A 14,400-nucleotide genomic window follows, 5' to 3' on the forward strand; every position below is an offset into this window, starting at 1 on the left:
CCACCTTCGTCAATTGTATTTCGGATTCTCGTTGATGTCGGCCAGCAGCTGCTCCGCGGCTTCGCGCGGGTACATCTGCAGCTTCGAGCGGCCATCCTTGTCATACTTCAGGTGGACCATCGTATCATCCGTCTTATGTATGAGCAGGTTGGAGACGCCGTGATCTTCCGTCAGGATCTCGAGGAAAAAATCACGGGTGTCCGCTGCGGCGCGGTCTTCGGGTCTGTCTTCGGCGACCAGCTGAATTTGCAGCCAGTTGAACAAGGCATCCTCCAGGCGCACTCCGTCAGACCCCTTCCGCGTCGGATCGTCTGCCGCGTTTGGCTTTGATCCTGTCGTAGAGCTGTCTGCCCCGCAGCAACAGCATCATGAAGACGGCGACCGCCATGCATTGGATGATCGGGAGCTCGTCGTACTGAAGCACGAACAACACGAAAGCGCCGATGGCCATGATAACGTGAACCAGGATCTCTTTTAGGATCGGCAACCGTTTCTGCGCGCGGAACACCGCATTGAAAATGTAAATGGTGAACGCCAGAATCAGAATATACGTTAGGATGGGATGATCATGAAGCCAGTTTTGCATCCTGTCTCTACCTCCTTATCTTCTATATACATAGCATATCGCCGCCCTTGACGCAAACGGCAGGGCAACGGAAATCCCCTTCGGGAAATCCGCTGCCCTGCCTCCTTCAAAGCTGCATCATTGGCGATTCGGTAGTGAATTATACGCCTGCTTGGGCGGTTTTGCGTTGTTTCTCCGCGCGTTCGCGCTCGCTCTTGTTCAAGAGCTTCTTGCGCAGGCGGATCGATTTCGGCGTCACTTCGCAATACTCGTCGTCGTTCAAATATTCCAGCGCCTGCTCCAAAGAGAACAGCACCGGCGTTTTCAAACGAACGGTATCGTCTTTGCCCGAGGAACGAACGTTCGTCAGCGCTTTTTCTTTGCAGATGTTGACGATGATGTCGCTGTCGCGGTTATGCTCGCCGACGATCATGCCTTCATACACGTCGGTAGCGGGTTCCAGGAACAGCAGGCCGCGGTCTTCCACGCCAAGCATGCCGTAGAACGTCGTTACGCCGGTCTCGCTGGAGATCAAGACGCCTTGATGACGTCCGCCGACCGAGGATCCTGCGAGCGGACCATAGCTGTCGAAGGCATGGTTCATGATGCCGTAGCCGCGCGTGAGCGTCAGGAAATTCGTGCGGTAGCCGATCAGGCCGCGAGCGGGAATGATGAACTCGATACGAACTTGACCGTTGCCGTTGTTGACCATGTTGACCATTTCGGCTTTGCGCGATCCCAAGCTTTCCATGACCGCGCCCATGTTTTCTTCGGGCACGTCGATAAGCAGGCGCTCATACGGCTCGCTCTTGACGCCGTCGATTTCTTTGACGATAACTTCCGGCTTGGAAACTTGCATCTCGAAGCCTTCGCGGCGCATGTTCTCGATCAAGATGCCGAGGTGAAGCTCGCCGCGGCCGGATACGACGAATGCGTCCGGGCTGTCGGTCTCGTCAACGCGAAGCGCGACGTCGGTTTCCAATTCCTTGAACAGACGCTCGCGAAGCTTGCGGGAGGTGACCCATTTGCCTTCGCGTCCCGCGAACGGGCTGTTGTTGACCAGGAACGTCATTTGCAGCGTCGGCTCGTCGATCTTCAGAACCGGCAATGCTTCGGGGTTCGCCGGATCGGCGATCGTCTCGCCGATATTGATCTCGCGAATGCCCGCGATCGCGACGATATCGCCCGCGCCAGCTTCCTCGACCTCGATCCGCTTCAAGCCTTGGAAGCCGAACAGCTTCTCGATACGGGCTTGCTTCGTTACGCCTTCGCGGTTGATGACCGCCACGGACTGGCCTTGGCGAATCTTGCCGCGGTTGACGCGTCCGACCGCGATCCGGCCGAGGTATTCGTTATAATCGAGCAAGGTCACGAGGAATTGCAGCGGTTCTTCGACGCTTTCCGTCGGAGCCGGAATATGCTCGATGATCGTTTCGTAGAGCGCCTGCATGTTCTCGTCCTGCTTCTCCAAGTTCAAGCTTGCCGTGCCCATCAGCGCGGAAGCGTAAACGACCGGGAATTCCAGCTGCTCGTCGCTCGCGCCGAGCTCGATAAACAGATCCAGCACTTCGTCGACGACTTGCTCCGGACTTGCGTTCGGACGGTCGATCTTGTTCAGGACGACGATCGGCGTCAATTTGCTTTCCAGCGCTTTGCGCAATACGAATTTCGTTTGCGGCATGCAGCCTTCGAACGCGTCGACGACCAGCAGCACGCCGTCGACCATTTTCATGATGCGTTCCACTTCTCCGCCGAAGTCGGCATGTCCCGGCGTATCCACGATGTTAATGAGGTAATCCTTGTAATTGACGGCCGTGTTCTTCGCCAATATCGTGATGCCGCGTTCCCGCTCCAAATCGTTGGAATCCATGGCGCGCTCTTGGACCGTTTCATTGTCGCGGAACGTTCCGGATTGCTGCAGCAATTTGTCGACGAGCGTGGTTTTACCGTGATCGACGTGCGCGATGATGGCGATATTTCTGAGGTTCTCTCTGGCTTGCATAGTAAGTTATCCACTCCACTTTTTATTTAGTCTGTTTACTTTCGAACAACCTGAATCTTGTCAAACCCTTGCTTCCTTACCAACGGGCTTTACGCCCGACGACCAGCCATGCGCCGACTGCGATCAGGAAGACGGCAATGACGTACAACCCCCAACCCCAAACTAGCATGATGATGAAAAACGCAACCGCGGCAAGCGCAAGCACGATCGCGAGCGTCAGCGGAAACTTCGGACGGTACGTGTCGAAGAGGTGGTATTCGTACAATCCGGCGGCGACGCTGAGGATGATAAAAGGCCATACATAATGCATCTTGCCCCATCCAAGCGCCATGCAAAAGAAAAAAATAAAGGCGTTAATCGTCAAAATCGCTCCGGGAATCAATACGAACGGAGGCAATAATCGTCCGAAAAACAGCACGTGCAGCAAAATGCCGGGTATCAACAGAAAAAGCGGCCAGAAGTTTGTGCCGATAAACGCAAACAGCCCCAATTTTCCGAGCAAAATCACAGCGCCGGCGATCAAAAAAAGCAATCCGACGGTGTATTGATTTTTCGACATGCCTGATTTCCTTTCTCTCGACACTTTTTTAACATTACTAGTGTAATGGAACGGCAGGCAAAAAACCAGTGAAAGTAGTGCAAATTACTGAAAATTATAGGTTTCGCCCCTTTTTTGTTCGCAGCAGGGCCACTATGATGACCAGCGGCACGAAAAAGAGAGGCAGCGCCTTCGTCAGCACGGCCGCGTTTTCCGCCAGCATCCGGTGGATCGCCGGATCATGGACGAGCATCTCTCCCGACGCGTAACCGAGCAGGCCGCCTCCGATAAATACCAGCGAAGGAAACTTGCGCAGCATGTTGCTGAGGAGCTGGCTGCCCCATATGATCATCGGGATGCTGAGCACGATGCCGAGCATAATAAGCACGGGCTCGCCCTGCGCGACGGCCGCGATGGCCAGCACGTTATCGAGGCTCATGATAAAATCCGCGATGACGATCGTCCGTACCGCGGCGGCGAGCGAGCCGACTTTGCGCATGGCATGGAATTCCTGGGCGTGGTCCGAGGCGTCCATGATGAGCTTGACGGCGATCATGAACAACAGCACGCTTCCGGCGGCCTGCAGATAAGGCACCTGCAGCAAGGACAAGGCGACCAGCGTGAGCGCGCAGCGCAGTCCGACCGCGGCCACGGCCCCCCACAACACCGCTTTGCGCCGCTGCGAGGGCGGCAGCTGCTGGCTTGCCAACGCTATGACGACGGCATTATCGCCGCTTAACAGCACGTTGATGAACATGATTTGAAGGAATACGATTAAGCTGTCCATTCGGTTCGCCTCCTGCGAAGAAACGGCAACGATCGGGTCGCGGCCGTTTTCTTGCTCTGAAATACACGCTCGGGACGACGGGACGCAAATCCGAAGCTTCTTTTCATTCTAGAAAGGTCCCGTCTATGAACGGTATGTCCCAGTTGGACAGCTTATGTTTGCGAATTTTTGAATCTTTTTCTTCCGGCGTCCGTATGAACGAGAAAGTCAAGTTTCTCGCAATCAGAAAGGGTGTTGAACCAACCATGGAATTATTCTCGCTTGAATTTCTTACCGCACTCGTGACGATTGTCTTCATCGATCTGATCCTCGCCGGCGACAACGCCATCGTCATCGGCCTCGCCGCAAGAAAGCTGCCGAAGGAGCAGCAAAAGAAAGCCGTCATCTGGGGCACGGTCGGCGCGGTCGGGATACGGGCCGTGGCGACCGTGCTGGTCGTCTACCTTCTTCAAGTTCCTTGGCTAATGGTCGCAGGTGGCGTGCTGCTCCTGTGGATCGCCTACAAGCTGCTCGTGGATTCGGGCGATCACGGCGACATACAAGCCGGCAATACGTTGTGGCAATCCATACGAACCATCATTATCGCGGACGCCGCAATGGGCATCGACAATGTCATCGCCGTAGCCGGAGCCGGGCACGGCAGCATCCTGCTCGTCGTCCTGGGGTTGGTCATCAGCATTCCGATCGTCGTCTGGGGCAGCACGCTGTTCATCAAGATCATCGGCCGCTATCCTTGGATCGTATACATCGGTTCGTCCGTCATCGCTTATACGGCCGCTAAAATGATCACGCACGAGAAGCGCCTTGAAGATGTCTTCAACAGCAGCCCCGCTTTCGAGTGGGCATTCATGATTCTGGTCGTCGTGGCCGTCATCGCTTTCGGACTTCGCAAAAACGTCATGCGCGGCAGAGCGTCGCGGATGGAAAAAAGCGGCGAATCCCACTAAGCGCATTCGTCCAAACTAAACCCGACCCATAACGAAAGATCGCCCTCCGCGCGGAGGGCGATCTTTTTTAGTTATCTTTTTCAGCTATTACAAGGATGCGGCCGGGCTTTAGTGTCCCATCATCATCGCCGCGTCGGGTTGTTCCCCGCCGGCGGTTTGATCCTCGGGTCGCATCTTCGGCTTGCGAAGGATCAAGGACAGGATCACGCCGACGGTCGCGATGCAGGCGGAGAGGAAGAACGTATCGCCGTATCCGGCGACGACCGCCGTCAGCGGATTGGCGCCCGCGGCTGCCTCTGCCGAGTGGGAAGTGATCTGCGACGTCAGGTAGCCCGTCAGACCGGCGACGGCGAACGAGACGACGACTTGCTGCGCCGCCGTCGTGAGCGGCGTTACGCGGCTGACCAGACGCCTTGGCGCCGAGTTCAGCACATGCGTGTTGAGCGGCATCATCGAGAAGCCCATGCCGAGCCCCATCAAGCAGATCGAGACGATAATAAGCCCAAGGCTGGTATCGACCGATACGCCGGAAAGAATGTACAGCGCGACGGATACGGCGGCAAGTCCGCAGAAAGCAAGCGGCCTCGCGCCGATTTTATCGAACAAGCGGCCGCTGATCGGCATGCCGATCCCCGCGCACAGCGCTTGCGGCATCAGAATCCAGCCGGTCTCCAGCGCCGAATAGCCTTTTACGCCCTGCAGGTAAAGCGGCACGATCAGCATCGCGCCGAACAAAGCGAGCTGCACGATCCAGGTCAAGATGATGCTGCGCGTAAAGTCGGAGGATCTGAACACTTTCAGCTCCAGCAGCGGCTGCTTCTGTCTCAGCTCGACGAAGATGAAGGCGATCAGCGCGACGCCGCCGACGGCGAGGCCCGTGATCGTGGACGTCGAAGACCAGCTCGTGCCGCCCTCGCTCACGCCGTAAGCCAGCATGGCAAACGCGATCGGGGCCAGGCACATGCCGATTACGTCCAGATGAGGCGCCGTTTGGCGAACCGTCTTCGGCAAGTATCGGATTCCGAGGAAGAAGGCGATAATGCCGATCGGCAGGTTAATGATGAAGATCCAATGCCAACTCACGGAATCGACCAGCCAGCCCGAGAGAACCGGACCGAAAGCCGGCGCCATGAGCATCGGAATCCCGAGCATGCCCATGATGGAGCCGCGGCGCTCGGCAGGCGCGAGCTTGAATACCATCGCCATCCCGATCGGAGCGACCATGCCGCCGCCCAAGCCTTGAATAACCCGGAAAAGAATGAGCTGCTCCGGCGTTTGCGCGATGCCGCACAAGACCGAACCGATCGTGAACAAGGCGATCGTGAGCAGGAAAATTTGCTTGGAACCGAATTTGTCGGTCAGCCAACCGGCTAGCGGAATGACGGCGGATAGTGCCAGCGTGTAGCCGGTAACCGTCCATTGGATGGTCTTGAGATCCGTTCCGAAATATTCGACGAGCTTCGGAATCGCGTTGTTCACGACCGTGCTGTCGAGAATAACCATGATCATGCCCACGATGATCGCAAGCAGCGGAGGAAGGATGGCTTTGAGCGAAAAATCGTCGCCGCCGCCCTTTTGCGGTGAAGTTTGTGTACGAGCGGACATAAGAGCCTCTGCTTTCTGCTCAGCGAGCGGTATATTTGTAAAAATAATGATCCAGGAAGAAGTCGATCTGCTCCTCCACGGAAGCGGCGATTTGAAAACCCTGCGCCTCCATCTTCTCGGCCTTGTTCGCGAAGCTGGCCTTGATGATGGGCGACAAAATCGCCGCGAACATCTGCTGGAACATGAGCAGGACGGTGTCCCGGCTGGAAGGTCCGATGATTTCCGTCAACGTGGCGCCCAGCTTCTCGAACCCCTGGACCTTGAGAAACTCGGCATATTCCGTCTGGGATTCAAAAAAATGTTCCTGGCCGAGAAGCCGTTTGATCAGCTCGGGGTGCTCCTGCAGCGAAGATGTATAGGAAAGCATGAATTTCTTCATTCGCGCGAGCGGCGGCAGGTCCGTTTCGTCAAAAACGGAGAAAGCGGCACGGAACGAATGAAGCTGCAGCTTCAGCGTTTCGCTGATCAGCTTTTCTTTCGAGCCGAAGTAATAATTGACGAGCGCCACGTTCGCGCCCGCCAGTCCGGCGATTTTGCGAATCGTAACGCCGTCGAGGCCTTCGGCTTTGATCAGTTCCAAAGTGGCGGCGAGAATTTTTTCTTTCGTCGAGGGAATCACTCCGATCCGTATCGTTAAACGATGTTTTAAACAATGATTTAAACAATGTTTAAAATATACTCCGACACGTCGCCTTTGTCAAATGAAAAGGAGCCGCGATGCGCCCATCCTTAAGATGAGTTCATGCGGCTCCCGTTATCCGAGTTAAAACCAGTCGTCTTGCCCAGCGGTTTCGACCGCGGTTCGCCAATCCGGGGTAATGGTCAGCGTTTCCGTCGTCGCGACCGCCTGTTCGATCATCGCATCGAGCGAGGCGATGCTTTCCTCCGCCTTCTCCACGACGGCGAGATTCGGATTCGTCGTCGGATTTTTCGGCACGAACAAGGTGCAGCAGTCCTCGTACGGCAAAATGGACGTTTCGTACGTGCCGATGGTTCTGGCGATGCGAATGATCTCGTTCTTGTCCATCGTGACGAGCGGCCTCAGCAGCGGCAGCTCCGCCGTGCGGCCGATGACGTTCATGCTGCTCAGCGTCTGGCTGGCGACTTGGCCCAGGCTGTCTCCCGTTACCAAGCCCAGCGCCTCGCGCCTCTCCGCCAGACGCTCGGCGATCCGAAGCATGGAGCGCCGCATCAGCGTAATGATGAGCGAATTATGATTGCTCTGCGCGATGGCGGTTTGGATGTCGGTAAACGAGACGAGATGCAGCTTGATCGAAGCCCCGGTGTAATGCGACAGCCGTCGTACCAGCTCGATTACTTTCTCCTTCGCCTGCTCGCTCGTGAACGGAAAGCTGTGATAGTGGACGGCTTCCAGCTCCAAGCCCTGCCTCATCGCCAAATACCCGGCCACGGGGCTGTCTATGCCCCCCGAGAGCAGCAGCAGCGCTTTCCCGTTCGTGCCGTAAGGAAAACCGCCCGCGCCCGTTACGACGCTGCTGAAAACATAGGTCCCTTCGGGCTGGATCTCGACGCGGAGCTCGACCTCGGGCTCGCGCACGTTCACTTTAAGCCCCGGCAGCCCCCGCAGGACATGTCCGCCGACCAAATGGTTCATCTCCTGCGAATCATGCGGAAATTCCTTGTCCACGCGGCGCACGGATACTTTGAACGTCTCCGGCTGCTTCGGCAGCGCGCGCATGACGTCGAGCGCGGCGCTCCTGATCGCTTCCAGCTCGCTCGCCGACCTGCGGATTGGGCTGAACGAAGCGATGCCGAAAATATCCTTCAGCTTGGGAGCCATCTCCTCGTAGGATTCGCCGTTCAGCACGATATAGATGCGGCCGTAGGCGCGGGTGATTTCCGCGCGCGGAAACGCCGACAGCGCCTTTCTGACCTGCTCCGTCATCCGCTTGTCGAACTTTTCGCGGTTCTTGCCTTTTATGGTGAATTCGCCGAAACGAATCAATATCATATCCGGATTCATGCCGTCATCCCTCTTTTCGTTCCAGCGGTTTTAATTGCTGCACGACCTTCTTCAGCGTCGCGCAAAGCCAATCGATCTCGGTATCGCCGTGCTCGTCCCCGAAGCTGATGCGGATGCCGCTCGATGCCCTTTCCCGGGAAAGGCCCATCGCGAGCAGAACCCGGCTGGGTTCGTCGCTCTTCGAGGAACAGGCGGATTTGGTGGAAGCCAGTATCCCGTGCTTATCCAGCATATGGACGATGACCTCCGGTTTCATGCCGGGATACGAGAAGTTCACGATATTGGGAGCAGCCTGTCCGCCGATCTCGCCATCCGCGCTTCCGTTGATCGCGAGCTCGGGCATGCCCGCGACGCAGGCAAGCAGGCGTTGCCGCAGCGCATGCATCCGCTGCGCCCTTGCCGGCTGGCCTTCGACGGCAAGCCGGAACGCCTTGGCCGCGGCGACGATGGCCGGTACGTTCTCCGTACCAGGGCGCAGGTCCCGTTCCTGCCCGCCGCCGCTGTATACCGAGGCAAGCTGCAGGCCAGGACGAATGTAAAGCAGTCCGACGCCCCTCGGCCCTCCTACCTTATGGGCGGATGCCGAGAAGAGGTCGATTCGGCTGCCCGCGAGGTCGACCGGCATCTTGCCGACGCTCTGCACGCCGTCGACATGGAAGGCGATATTGCCATGCCGTTTCAGCATGGCGCCGATGTCCGCGATCGGCATGACCGATCCGACTTCGTTGTTCACGTGCATGATGCTCACGAGCGACGTCTCCCCGGTCAGCGCGGACTCCACGTCGGCGGCGGTTACGAGGCCCGCCTCGCTGGCCGGCAAGTACGTCACCGACCACCCTTCCCGTTCCAATTGCTTGCATGTATCGTACACGGATGGATGCTCCACCGCCGACGTAATCAGATGCTTGCCTTTTCTGATCATGCTCCTGGCCGCGCCGATGATCGCCATATTATTGCTCTCCGTGCCGCCTGAGGTGAATATCCAGTCGCCGGCGTCCGTGCCGGCAAAGGATCCGGCGATGACCGTCCTGGCACGCTCCAGCAAGTTTCTTGCCTCTTGTCCGCCTCGGTGAAGCGAAGACGGGTTCGCGTAATGCTTGGCCATGATCTCCGCCATCGTCCGGATGACTTCTTCATGCGGCGGCGTCGAAGCGCAGTGATCGAAGTAATGCATGTTCGTGTTTCCTTTCGCGTTCGCGTTTCCTATTAGTATCGCATAGAAACGAAAAGGAGATCAACGGAACAGAACCGAAGCCGGCGCACGATGCTGCCGTTTCAGCCTATTCCGCGATCTCCGATTAACCTGTCGTTGCTTGCTTTACGCCAAAAACCCGGTCTGCGCGTTCAGCACTTTCGAAACGTATTGCCGCGTCTCTTCCGGCAAGCGGTCCATCAGCGCCTGGAAGTCGTCGTTCGTCTGAATGCCCGCGCGGTCCACGCGGCCGGGACCGGCGTTGTATGCCGCCAAGGCGGCCTGTTCGTTGCCGCCGTATTTGTCCAGCAGATAGGCGAGGAATTTGGTGCCGCCCTCGATGTTCTGCTGCGGATCGAACGAATCCGTCACGCCGAGACTGCGGGCCGTACCGTCCATTAGCTGCATCAGCCCTTTGGCGCCGGCCGACGATTCCGCGCTGGGATTATAGGAAGATTCCGTATGTATGACGGCTTTGATCAGCGTCGGATCGATGCCGTATTTGGCGGCAGCCTGTTGAATGAGCGCATCGTAGTCGGCCGAACCGCTGCCGGCGATATCGGCCGGTTGGGCCTCCATCTGGCCCAGCATCGGGGCAAGCGCGTTCATGCCGCCGAGCGACAGCAAGCCGGAATACGCGGCCGGATCGTCCAACGCGGGATCGTTGCCCGATCCGCCGGCCATGTATTGCTGGAGCAGCGAGTCGAACATCGACGAGCCGTCCGTGCCGGATGCCGCGGACAATACATTGTCGTTGCCGTTCAAATCCAAGCTCGGCAGAAATTGAAGCTGAAGCAGCGATTTCATTATTCGTGGATCAATGCTCATCTTTTATGTTTGCCTCCATCACGTTCCGCTTTGATTCGACAAGGTTTAACACTATTTTACAACTTGCCGGGCTTTTATGCCAGTGAGTCGTTAGACCCATGTCGAATCCAATAAGAAAAGCCGGCGAAGCATTGTTCGCCGGCTCGACTGTCATGTTATCGCATAATAAAGAGGTACGAGGACCAGATAAGCCACGACCGCGATCATGCCGAGCACGATCGACGTGATACCGAAACCGCGAGCGCCCTGCCAGTACGCGATGAAGCCGACCACGACCGCGGTTGCGCCCAGTATGATGGGCCAAACGATCCAAGACATCACGGCCAAAATCAAGGCCGCCCAGCCTGTCGCGACACCGGCGGACTTCGTCTCGCGAACGGCATCGTTCGTCAGCTTGTTGCTGGTTTGGTCCGGATAATAATCCCGCATTGATGAGGGCGGAACCGCGATTTCGGCCGCCGATTCCTCATGATAAGCTTTCATGTCGGGATGGTACAGCGGATTCGCCGCCGAATCGTCATGCGGGCGGCTTTCCGACCGTTCGCGCGTTTCCTGTTCGCCTTCGCGTTCCATTCGGCCTCACTCCTTTGCTTTAAAGGTATGGCAGCATGTGGACGCACTGTTTTCGGCTTTGTCTTGATGCTCGTGACCAAATCCTTCTCCGGCAAACTCGGACCCGAAATCAACCTCGGCATGGCGGTCGATATCGACCTGAATTTTCTCGGCGCCGCACGCATTGCCCTCTTTCCAGAAGGAGCAGTTCGCAACGCTGCAGCTTACGCCATTCGGCATAAAAATCACCCCCGGTATCAAGTTGCCCGTACCGGGGGTGAGTTATGTCTGCCTTATTTTTGTCCTTGCATGCGGCGCTGCGTCATGTAATCACTTTCGTAATAAGACAGGTCGTCGCGAAGCTCCTCGAACACTTTGGAGACGGACAATACGATGTCGCGTCCCGCGCGAACCGGTTTCTTGCGGAAACGGATGGCATCTTGTCCGGTATACGCGTAACGTCCGTCTTCCGAATAGCATTCGTTCTTCGGATAGAAAAATGCGTTGACGCATTGATGGTACACTTCGTAAAGCGCTCTCTCCGCGAAATCAGTATCGAAATTAGGACGTCTCAGCGCAACGCCGAGCTTCTCGTACGCCACTTCGGAGAACACGAGCATATGACGGAGATCGGACAGCAAACCTTTATAAAAAAGCTCCGAGTCGTTTCCTTGGTCTTCAGCAATGAGCTGGGGCACGGCGTTTTCGTTCAGAAACGATTCCAGTTGGCCGATGGCAAGTTTTAATTTTTCTCGAGTAGATTCGCTAATCGCTTTGACGTTAGTCGAAGGCATGATTGGTAGATCCCCTTTCATCATCGCAAACAGTACTTAAATCATCAACATCGTACCACAAAATTGGAATAGATGGTACTCCGTCTTGACCCGGTCCGCCGTATATTTTCGTCCGGCGCACGTCACTCTAAAGCCAAGAAGAGATGGCTGGGTTTCATGACTTTCGCATCTTGCAGCGCCAAACAGGGAGGATTAGACGATATGACTCGACGTAAATGGATCGGCTGGTTTGCCGTACTTGCCGCGCTCGCTTTTCTTATTCCGCTTACCCCATGGTTCAGCGGACCGGCCAAAGCCCCGCAGAAGAACGCGCAGGTCAGCACGATGAACGCGCACAAAGAACGCCAAATGAAGCTCGCCGCCGTGAAATCCGACATGGATGCGACCGCGCTGCTCTGCACGACGGAGTGCGCGCGCAATTTCCAGAAACTGATTCGGCACGAAGCGGCGATGCCGATGAACAAGCAGCATCTCCGGCATATGATGAACATGCACAAGCAGATGGTGTACGTGTGGTGGCATCATCAGGGCGGCAGCATCGCGGAAGGCGACAAGCCGAATTCGGCTAAGCTGAACGGATTGATCCGCGAGGCCGAAAGGCAGGTCATGGCCGGCAAAAATTACGCGTCCCCCGCGCTGCAGGCGAACGGTCACCGTTACATGGTCATCGGCGAAGCGGATAAGCAGCATCAAGGAGACGGCATCGTCGGCGTGCTCCTGCAAGACATCGTCATGAAGGTCGAAGGGCATCAACGCCGCAACCTCCGCCTCGTGCCGTATCCGGCCGAAGGCAAGTACAAGATCGAATCCGTCAGACCGAATTCCACGACCGATATCACGGTCGACAGCGGCGAAGACAACGGGAACGCCAGCCATTACCATATCAACGAAGTCGTCGTCCGGTTCAAGCAGCATCCGACCGCCGGCGAGATGGCCCGGATCCAGCAGGACATCACGGCGATATCCGCGAGAAAGCTGGGCTATACGTACGTCTTCCGTTCGCGCGCCATGGAAGCCGACGACATGATGCGGTATTTCAAAAGCAATTGGAACGTCGCTTACGTCGAACCCCACTATCTCTACATGACCAACGACCTCCCCGGCGTCAGCATGGCGGCCGACCCGGATGCCGCGCTCACGCCGAACGACGCGCTGTACGCCCAATACCAGTGGAACCTGCCGGTCATCGAAGCGGAGAAAGGCTGGAATGTGTCCAAGGGCAGCGATCAAGTGCGGATCGGCGTGCTGGATACGGGCGTGCAGGCGGATCATCCCGATCTGATCGGCAAAATCGACAAGGGCACCAACTTGGTCGACGAAACCTCCCCGCCCGACGACGACGTCGGCCATGGGACGCACGTATCCGGCATCATCGCGGCCTCCGTCAATAACGGCGAAGGCGTGGCGGGCCTGACGTGGTACAACAAAATCGTGCCGATCAAGGTGCTCGATTCCTCCGGCGCCGGATCGACCTATTCCGTTGCCCAAGGCATCATCTGGGCAGCCGATCACGGCATCAAAGTCATCAACATGAGCCTCGGCAACTATGCCGAAGCCCAATTCCTGCACGATGCCATCAAATACGCCCATGACAAGGATGTCGTCCTCGTCGCGGCCAGCGGCAACGACAACACGAATCGGCCGGGTTATCCCGCCGCTTATCCGGAGGTGCTCGCTGTCGCATCCACCAACGCGGACGGCACGCGCTCGCCGTTCTCCAATTACGGCGACTACATCGACGTCGCCGCGCCCGGCATGACCATCGCAAGCACCTATCCGGGCAGCCAGTACGCCGCGTTGTCCGGCACGTCGATGGCTAGTCCCCATGTCGCCGCGTTAGCCGGGCTCATACGCTCCATCAATCCCGGACTTACCAACGACGAGGTGATGGACATCATCCGCAAATCGGCCAAGGACCTCGGCGACAAAGGCAAAGACAAGTATTTCGGATACGGCCAAATCGATATCGACCGCGCGCTGCTGGCCGCTCGCCAATCCAACGTGTCCCTGCAGCAGTTTCCGCAGCAGGTCGAGCGCCGCCTCGAGCGGATCGCGCGCAAATACAGCTAGCCGAGCAAGCCGATATTCCGCATCAAGACGAAATAACCCGCAAGGCATAAAGCCTTGCGGGTTATTTGAGCGTTTGGAAAGCTTGCCGTAAGCCGGGTTCTGTGCCTCTCGTGGTATGAACGGGAACTACCCTCCCACTTGTGAAGCGACAATCATCTATCTAGGCCGTTCATTGCTGAGCAGCTCAAGCGACCAACCCGAACGAGCCCCGGGCAGGGGTGCAGCGCGAAGCTGCTACGTTCTCTCGGTCTTGCTCCAGATGGGGTTTACCAGCACCGTTGTCACCAACGGTCCTCGTGGTCTCTTACACCACGGTTCCACCCTTGCCTGTGCCGCGCTAAGCACGGCCATCGGCGGTCCATTTCTGTGGCACTATCCTTCGGCTCGCGCCGACTGGACGTTATCCAGCATCTTTGCCCTACGGAGCCCGGACTTTCCTCTCGCGGCAACAAGGCCGCCAGCGATTGTCTGTCAAACTTTCCGCGTAATCAATAGTATACTAAGAACCGGGCCAAACCTCAAGGCGGAAAAGCCGA

15 protein-coding genes and 1 other RNA gene are annotated in these 14,400 nt (G+C 57.2%); 2 read left to right on the forward strand and 14 right to left on the reverse strand.

Annotated features, from left to right (window positions below; genetic code table 11):
* Window positions 1-9: 9 nt before the first annotated feature.
* From GT019_RS02945 to GT019_RS02965, 5 genes are all read right to left on the reverse strand, one after another.
* Entirely contained in the window at window positions 10-282 is a 273-nt protein-coding gene (locus tag GT019_RS02945) for a hypothetical protein (RefSeq protein ID WP_161740991.1), read from the reverse strand.
* Between the two features lie 4 nt (window positions 283-286).
* Window positions 287-586 (reverse strand): YlaH-like family protein, encoded by a 300-nt coding sequence (locus GT019_RS02950; RefSeq protein WP_161740993.1) that lies wholly within the window; start codon window positions 584-586, stop codon window positions 287-289.
* A gap of 139 nt (window positions 587-725) precedes the next feature.
* Window positions 726-2,567 (reverse strand): translational GTPase TypA, encoded by a 1,842-nt coding sequence (gene typA, locus GT019_RS02955; RefSeq protein ID WP_161740995.1) that lies wholly within the window; start codon window positions 2,565-2,567, stop codon window positions 726-728.
* A 76-nt stretch (window positions 2,568-2,643) separates the two neighbouring features.
* Window positions 2,644-3,126, reverse strand: a complete 483-nt coding sequence (locus GT019_RS02960) for a hypothetical protein (protein WP_161740997.1) — start codon at window positions 3,124-3,126, stop codon at window positions 2,644-2,646.
* A 94-nt stretch (window positions 3,127-3,220) separates the two neighbouring features.
* Window positions 3,221-3,892 (reverse strand): TerC family protein, encoded by a 672-nt coding sequence (locus GT019_RS02965; protein WP_161740999.1) that lies wholly within the window; start codon window positions 3,890-3,892, stop codon window positions 3,221-3,223.
* Window positions 3,893-4,137: 245 nt separating this feature from the next.
* Between GT019_RS02965 and GT019_RS02970 the strand changes: the two genes are divergently transcribed.
* Complete coding sequence (locus GT019_RS02970) at window positions 4,138-4,839, forward strand: TerC family protein (RefSeq protein ID WP_161741001.1); 702 nt, start codon at window positions 4,138-4,140, stop codon at window positions 4,837-4,839.
* A gap of 108 nt (window positions 4,840-4,947) precedes the next feature.
* Here the strand turns inward: GT019_RS02970 and GT019_RS02975 are convergent, their stop codons facing one another.
* The 8 genes from GT019_RS02975 to GT019_RS03010 all read right to left on the reverse strand — a co-directional run bounded on the left by GT019_RS02975 (window position 4,948) and on the right by GT019_RS03010 (window position 11,794).
* The gene (locus tag GT019_RS02975) at window positions 4,948-6,444 is read right to left on the reverse strand and encodes an MDR family MFS transporter (protein WP_161741003.1); all 1,497 of its coding nucleotides are present in this window, start codon (window positions 6,442-6,444) and stop codon (window positions 4,948-4,950) included.
* A 19-nt stretch (window positions 6,445-6,463) separates the two neighbouring features.
* Complete coding sequence (locus GT019_RS02980; RefSeq protein WP_161741005.1) at window positions 6,464-7,063, reverse strand: TetR/AcrR family transcriptional regulator; 600 nt, start codon at window positions 7,061-7,063, stop codon at window positions 6,464-6,466.
* A 144-nt stretch (window positions 7,064-7,207) separates the two neighbouring features.
* The gene (gene thiI / locus GT019_RS02985) at window positions 7,208-8,428 is read right to left on the reverse strand and encodes a tRNA uracil 4-sulfurtransferase ThiI (RefSeq protein ID WP_161741007.1); all 1,221 of its coding nucleotides are present in this window, start codon (window positions 8,426-8,428) and stop codon (window positions 7,208-7,210) included.
* Window positions 8,429-8,432: 4 nt separating this feature from the next.
* Entirely contained in the window at window positions 8,433-9,602 is a 1,170-nt protein-coding gene (locus GT019_RS02990) for a cysteine desulfurase family protein (RefSeq protein WP_161741009.1), read from the reverse strand.
* Between the two features lie 144 nt (window positions 9,603-9,746).
* The gene (locus GT019_RS02995) at window positions 9,747-10,448 is read right to left on the reverse strand and encodes a lytic transglycosylase domain-containing protein (protein ID WP_161741011.1); all 702 of its coding nucleotides are present in this window, start codon (window positions 10,446-10,448) and stop codon (window positions 9,747-9,749) included.
* A 150-nt stretch (window positions 10,449-10,598) separates the two neighbouring features.
* Entirely contained in the window at window positions 10,599-11,021 is a 423-nt protein-coding gene (locus tag GT019_RS03000) for a DUF4190 domain-containing protein (RefSeq protein WP_161741013.1), read from the reverse strand.
* A gap of 6 nt (window positions 11,022-11,027) precedes the next feature.
* Entirely contained in the window at window positions 11,028-11,240 is a 213-nt protein-coding gene (locus GT019_RS03005) for a DUF1540 domain-containing protein (RefSeq protein ID WP_161741015.1), read from the reverse strand.
* Between the two features lie 53 nt (window positions 11,241-11,293).
* Window positions 11,294-11,794, reverse strand: coding sequence for a YpuI family protein (locus tag GT019_RS03010; protein ID WP_161741017.1), 501 nt, complete (start codon window positions 11,792-11,794; stop codon window positions 11,294-11,296).
* 201 nt (window positions 11,795-11,995) lie between these two features.
* On the opposite strand from GT019_RS03010, the gene GT019_RS03015 reads away from it, so the two are divergent.
* Window positions 11,996-13,864, forward strand: a complete 1,869-nt coding sequence (locus GT019_RS03015) for a S8 family peptidase (protein WP_161741019.1) — start codon at window positions 11,996-11,998, stop codon at window positions 13,862-13,864.
* A 73-nt stretch (window positions 13,865-13,937) separates the two neighbouring features.
* Here GT019_RS03015 and rnpB read toward each other — a convergent pair.
* Window positions 13,938-14,344, reverse strand: an RNA gene (gene rnpB, locus GT019_RS03020) — RNase P RNA component class A.
* Window positions 14,345-14,400: the final 56 nt, after the last annotated feature.

Source organism: Paenibacillus glycinis (assembly GCF_009909185.1).
In the GTDB taxonomy this organism is placed as follows: Bacteria; Bacillota; Bacilli; order Paenibacillales; family Paenibacillaceae; genus Paenibacillus_Z; species Paenibacillus_Z glycinis.

What these genes read in the sequence shown, in the direction of transcription:
- GT019_RS03010 (WP_161741017.1), bottom strand. Translation starts at nt 11,794, where the DNA reads ATGCCTTCGACTAACGTCAAAGCGATTAGCGAATCTACTCGAGAAAAA.
- GT019_RS02965 (WP_161740999.1), bottom strand. Translation starts at nt 3,892, where the DNA reads ATGGACAGCTTAATCGTATTCCTTCAAATCATGTTCATCAACGTGCTG.
- GT019_RS02995 (WP_161741011.1), bottom strand. Translation starts at nt 10,448, where the DNA reads ATGAGCATTGATCCACGAATAATGAAATCGCTGCTTCAGCTTCAATTT.
- GT019_RS02975 (WP_161741003.1), bottom strand. Translation starts at nt 6,444, where the DNA reads ATGTCCGCTCGTACACAAACTTCACCGCAAAAGGGCGGCGGCGACGAT.
- GT019_RS02950 (WP_161740993.1), bottom strand. Translation starts at nt 586, where the DNA reads ATGCAAAACTGGCTTCATGATCATCCCATCCTAACGTATATTCTGATT.
- GT019_RS03000 (WP_161741013.1), bottom strand. Translation starts at nt 11,021, where the DNA reads ATGGAACGCGAAGGCGAACAGGAAACGCGCGAACGGTCGGAAAGCCGC.
- thiI (WP_161741007.1), bottom strand. Translation starts at nt 8,428, where the DNA reads ATGAATCCGGATATGATATTGATTCGTTTCGGCGAATTCACCATAAAA.
- typA (WP_161740995.1), bottom strand. Translation starts at nt 2,567, where the DNA reads ATGCAAGCCAGAGAGAACCTCAGAAATATCGCCATCATCGCGCACGTC.
- GT019_RS02990 (WP_161741009.1), bottom strand. Translation starts at nt 9,602, where the DNA reads ATGCATTACTTCGATCACTGCGCTTCGACGCCGCCGCATGAAGAAGTC.
- GT019_RS02970 (WP_161741001.1), top strand. Translation starts at nt 4,138, where the DNA reads ATGGAATTATTCTCGCTTGAATTTCTTACCGCACTCGTGACGATTGTC.
- GT019_RS03005 (WP_161741015.1), bottom strand. Translation starts at nt 11,240, where the DNA reads ATGCCGAATGGCGTAAGCTGCAGCGTTGCGAACTGCTCCTTCTGGAAA.
- GT019_RS02960 (WP_161740997.1), bottom strand. Translation starts at nt 3,126, where the DNA reads ATGTCGAAAAATCAATACACCGTCGGATTGCTTTTTTTGATCGCCGGC.
- GT019_RS03015 (WP_161741019.1), top strand. Translation starts at nt 11,996, where the DNA reads ATGACTCGACGTAAATGGATCGGCTGGTTTGCCGTACTTGCCGCGCTC.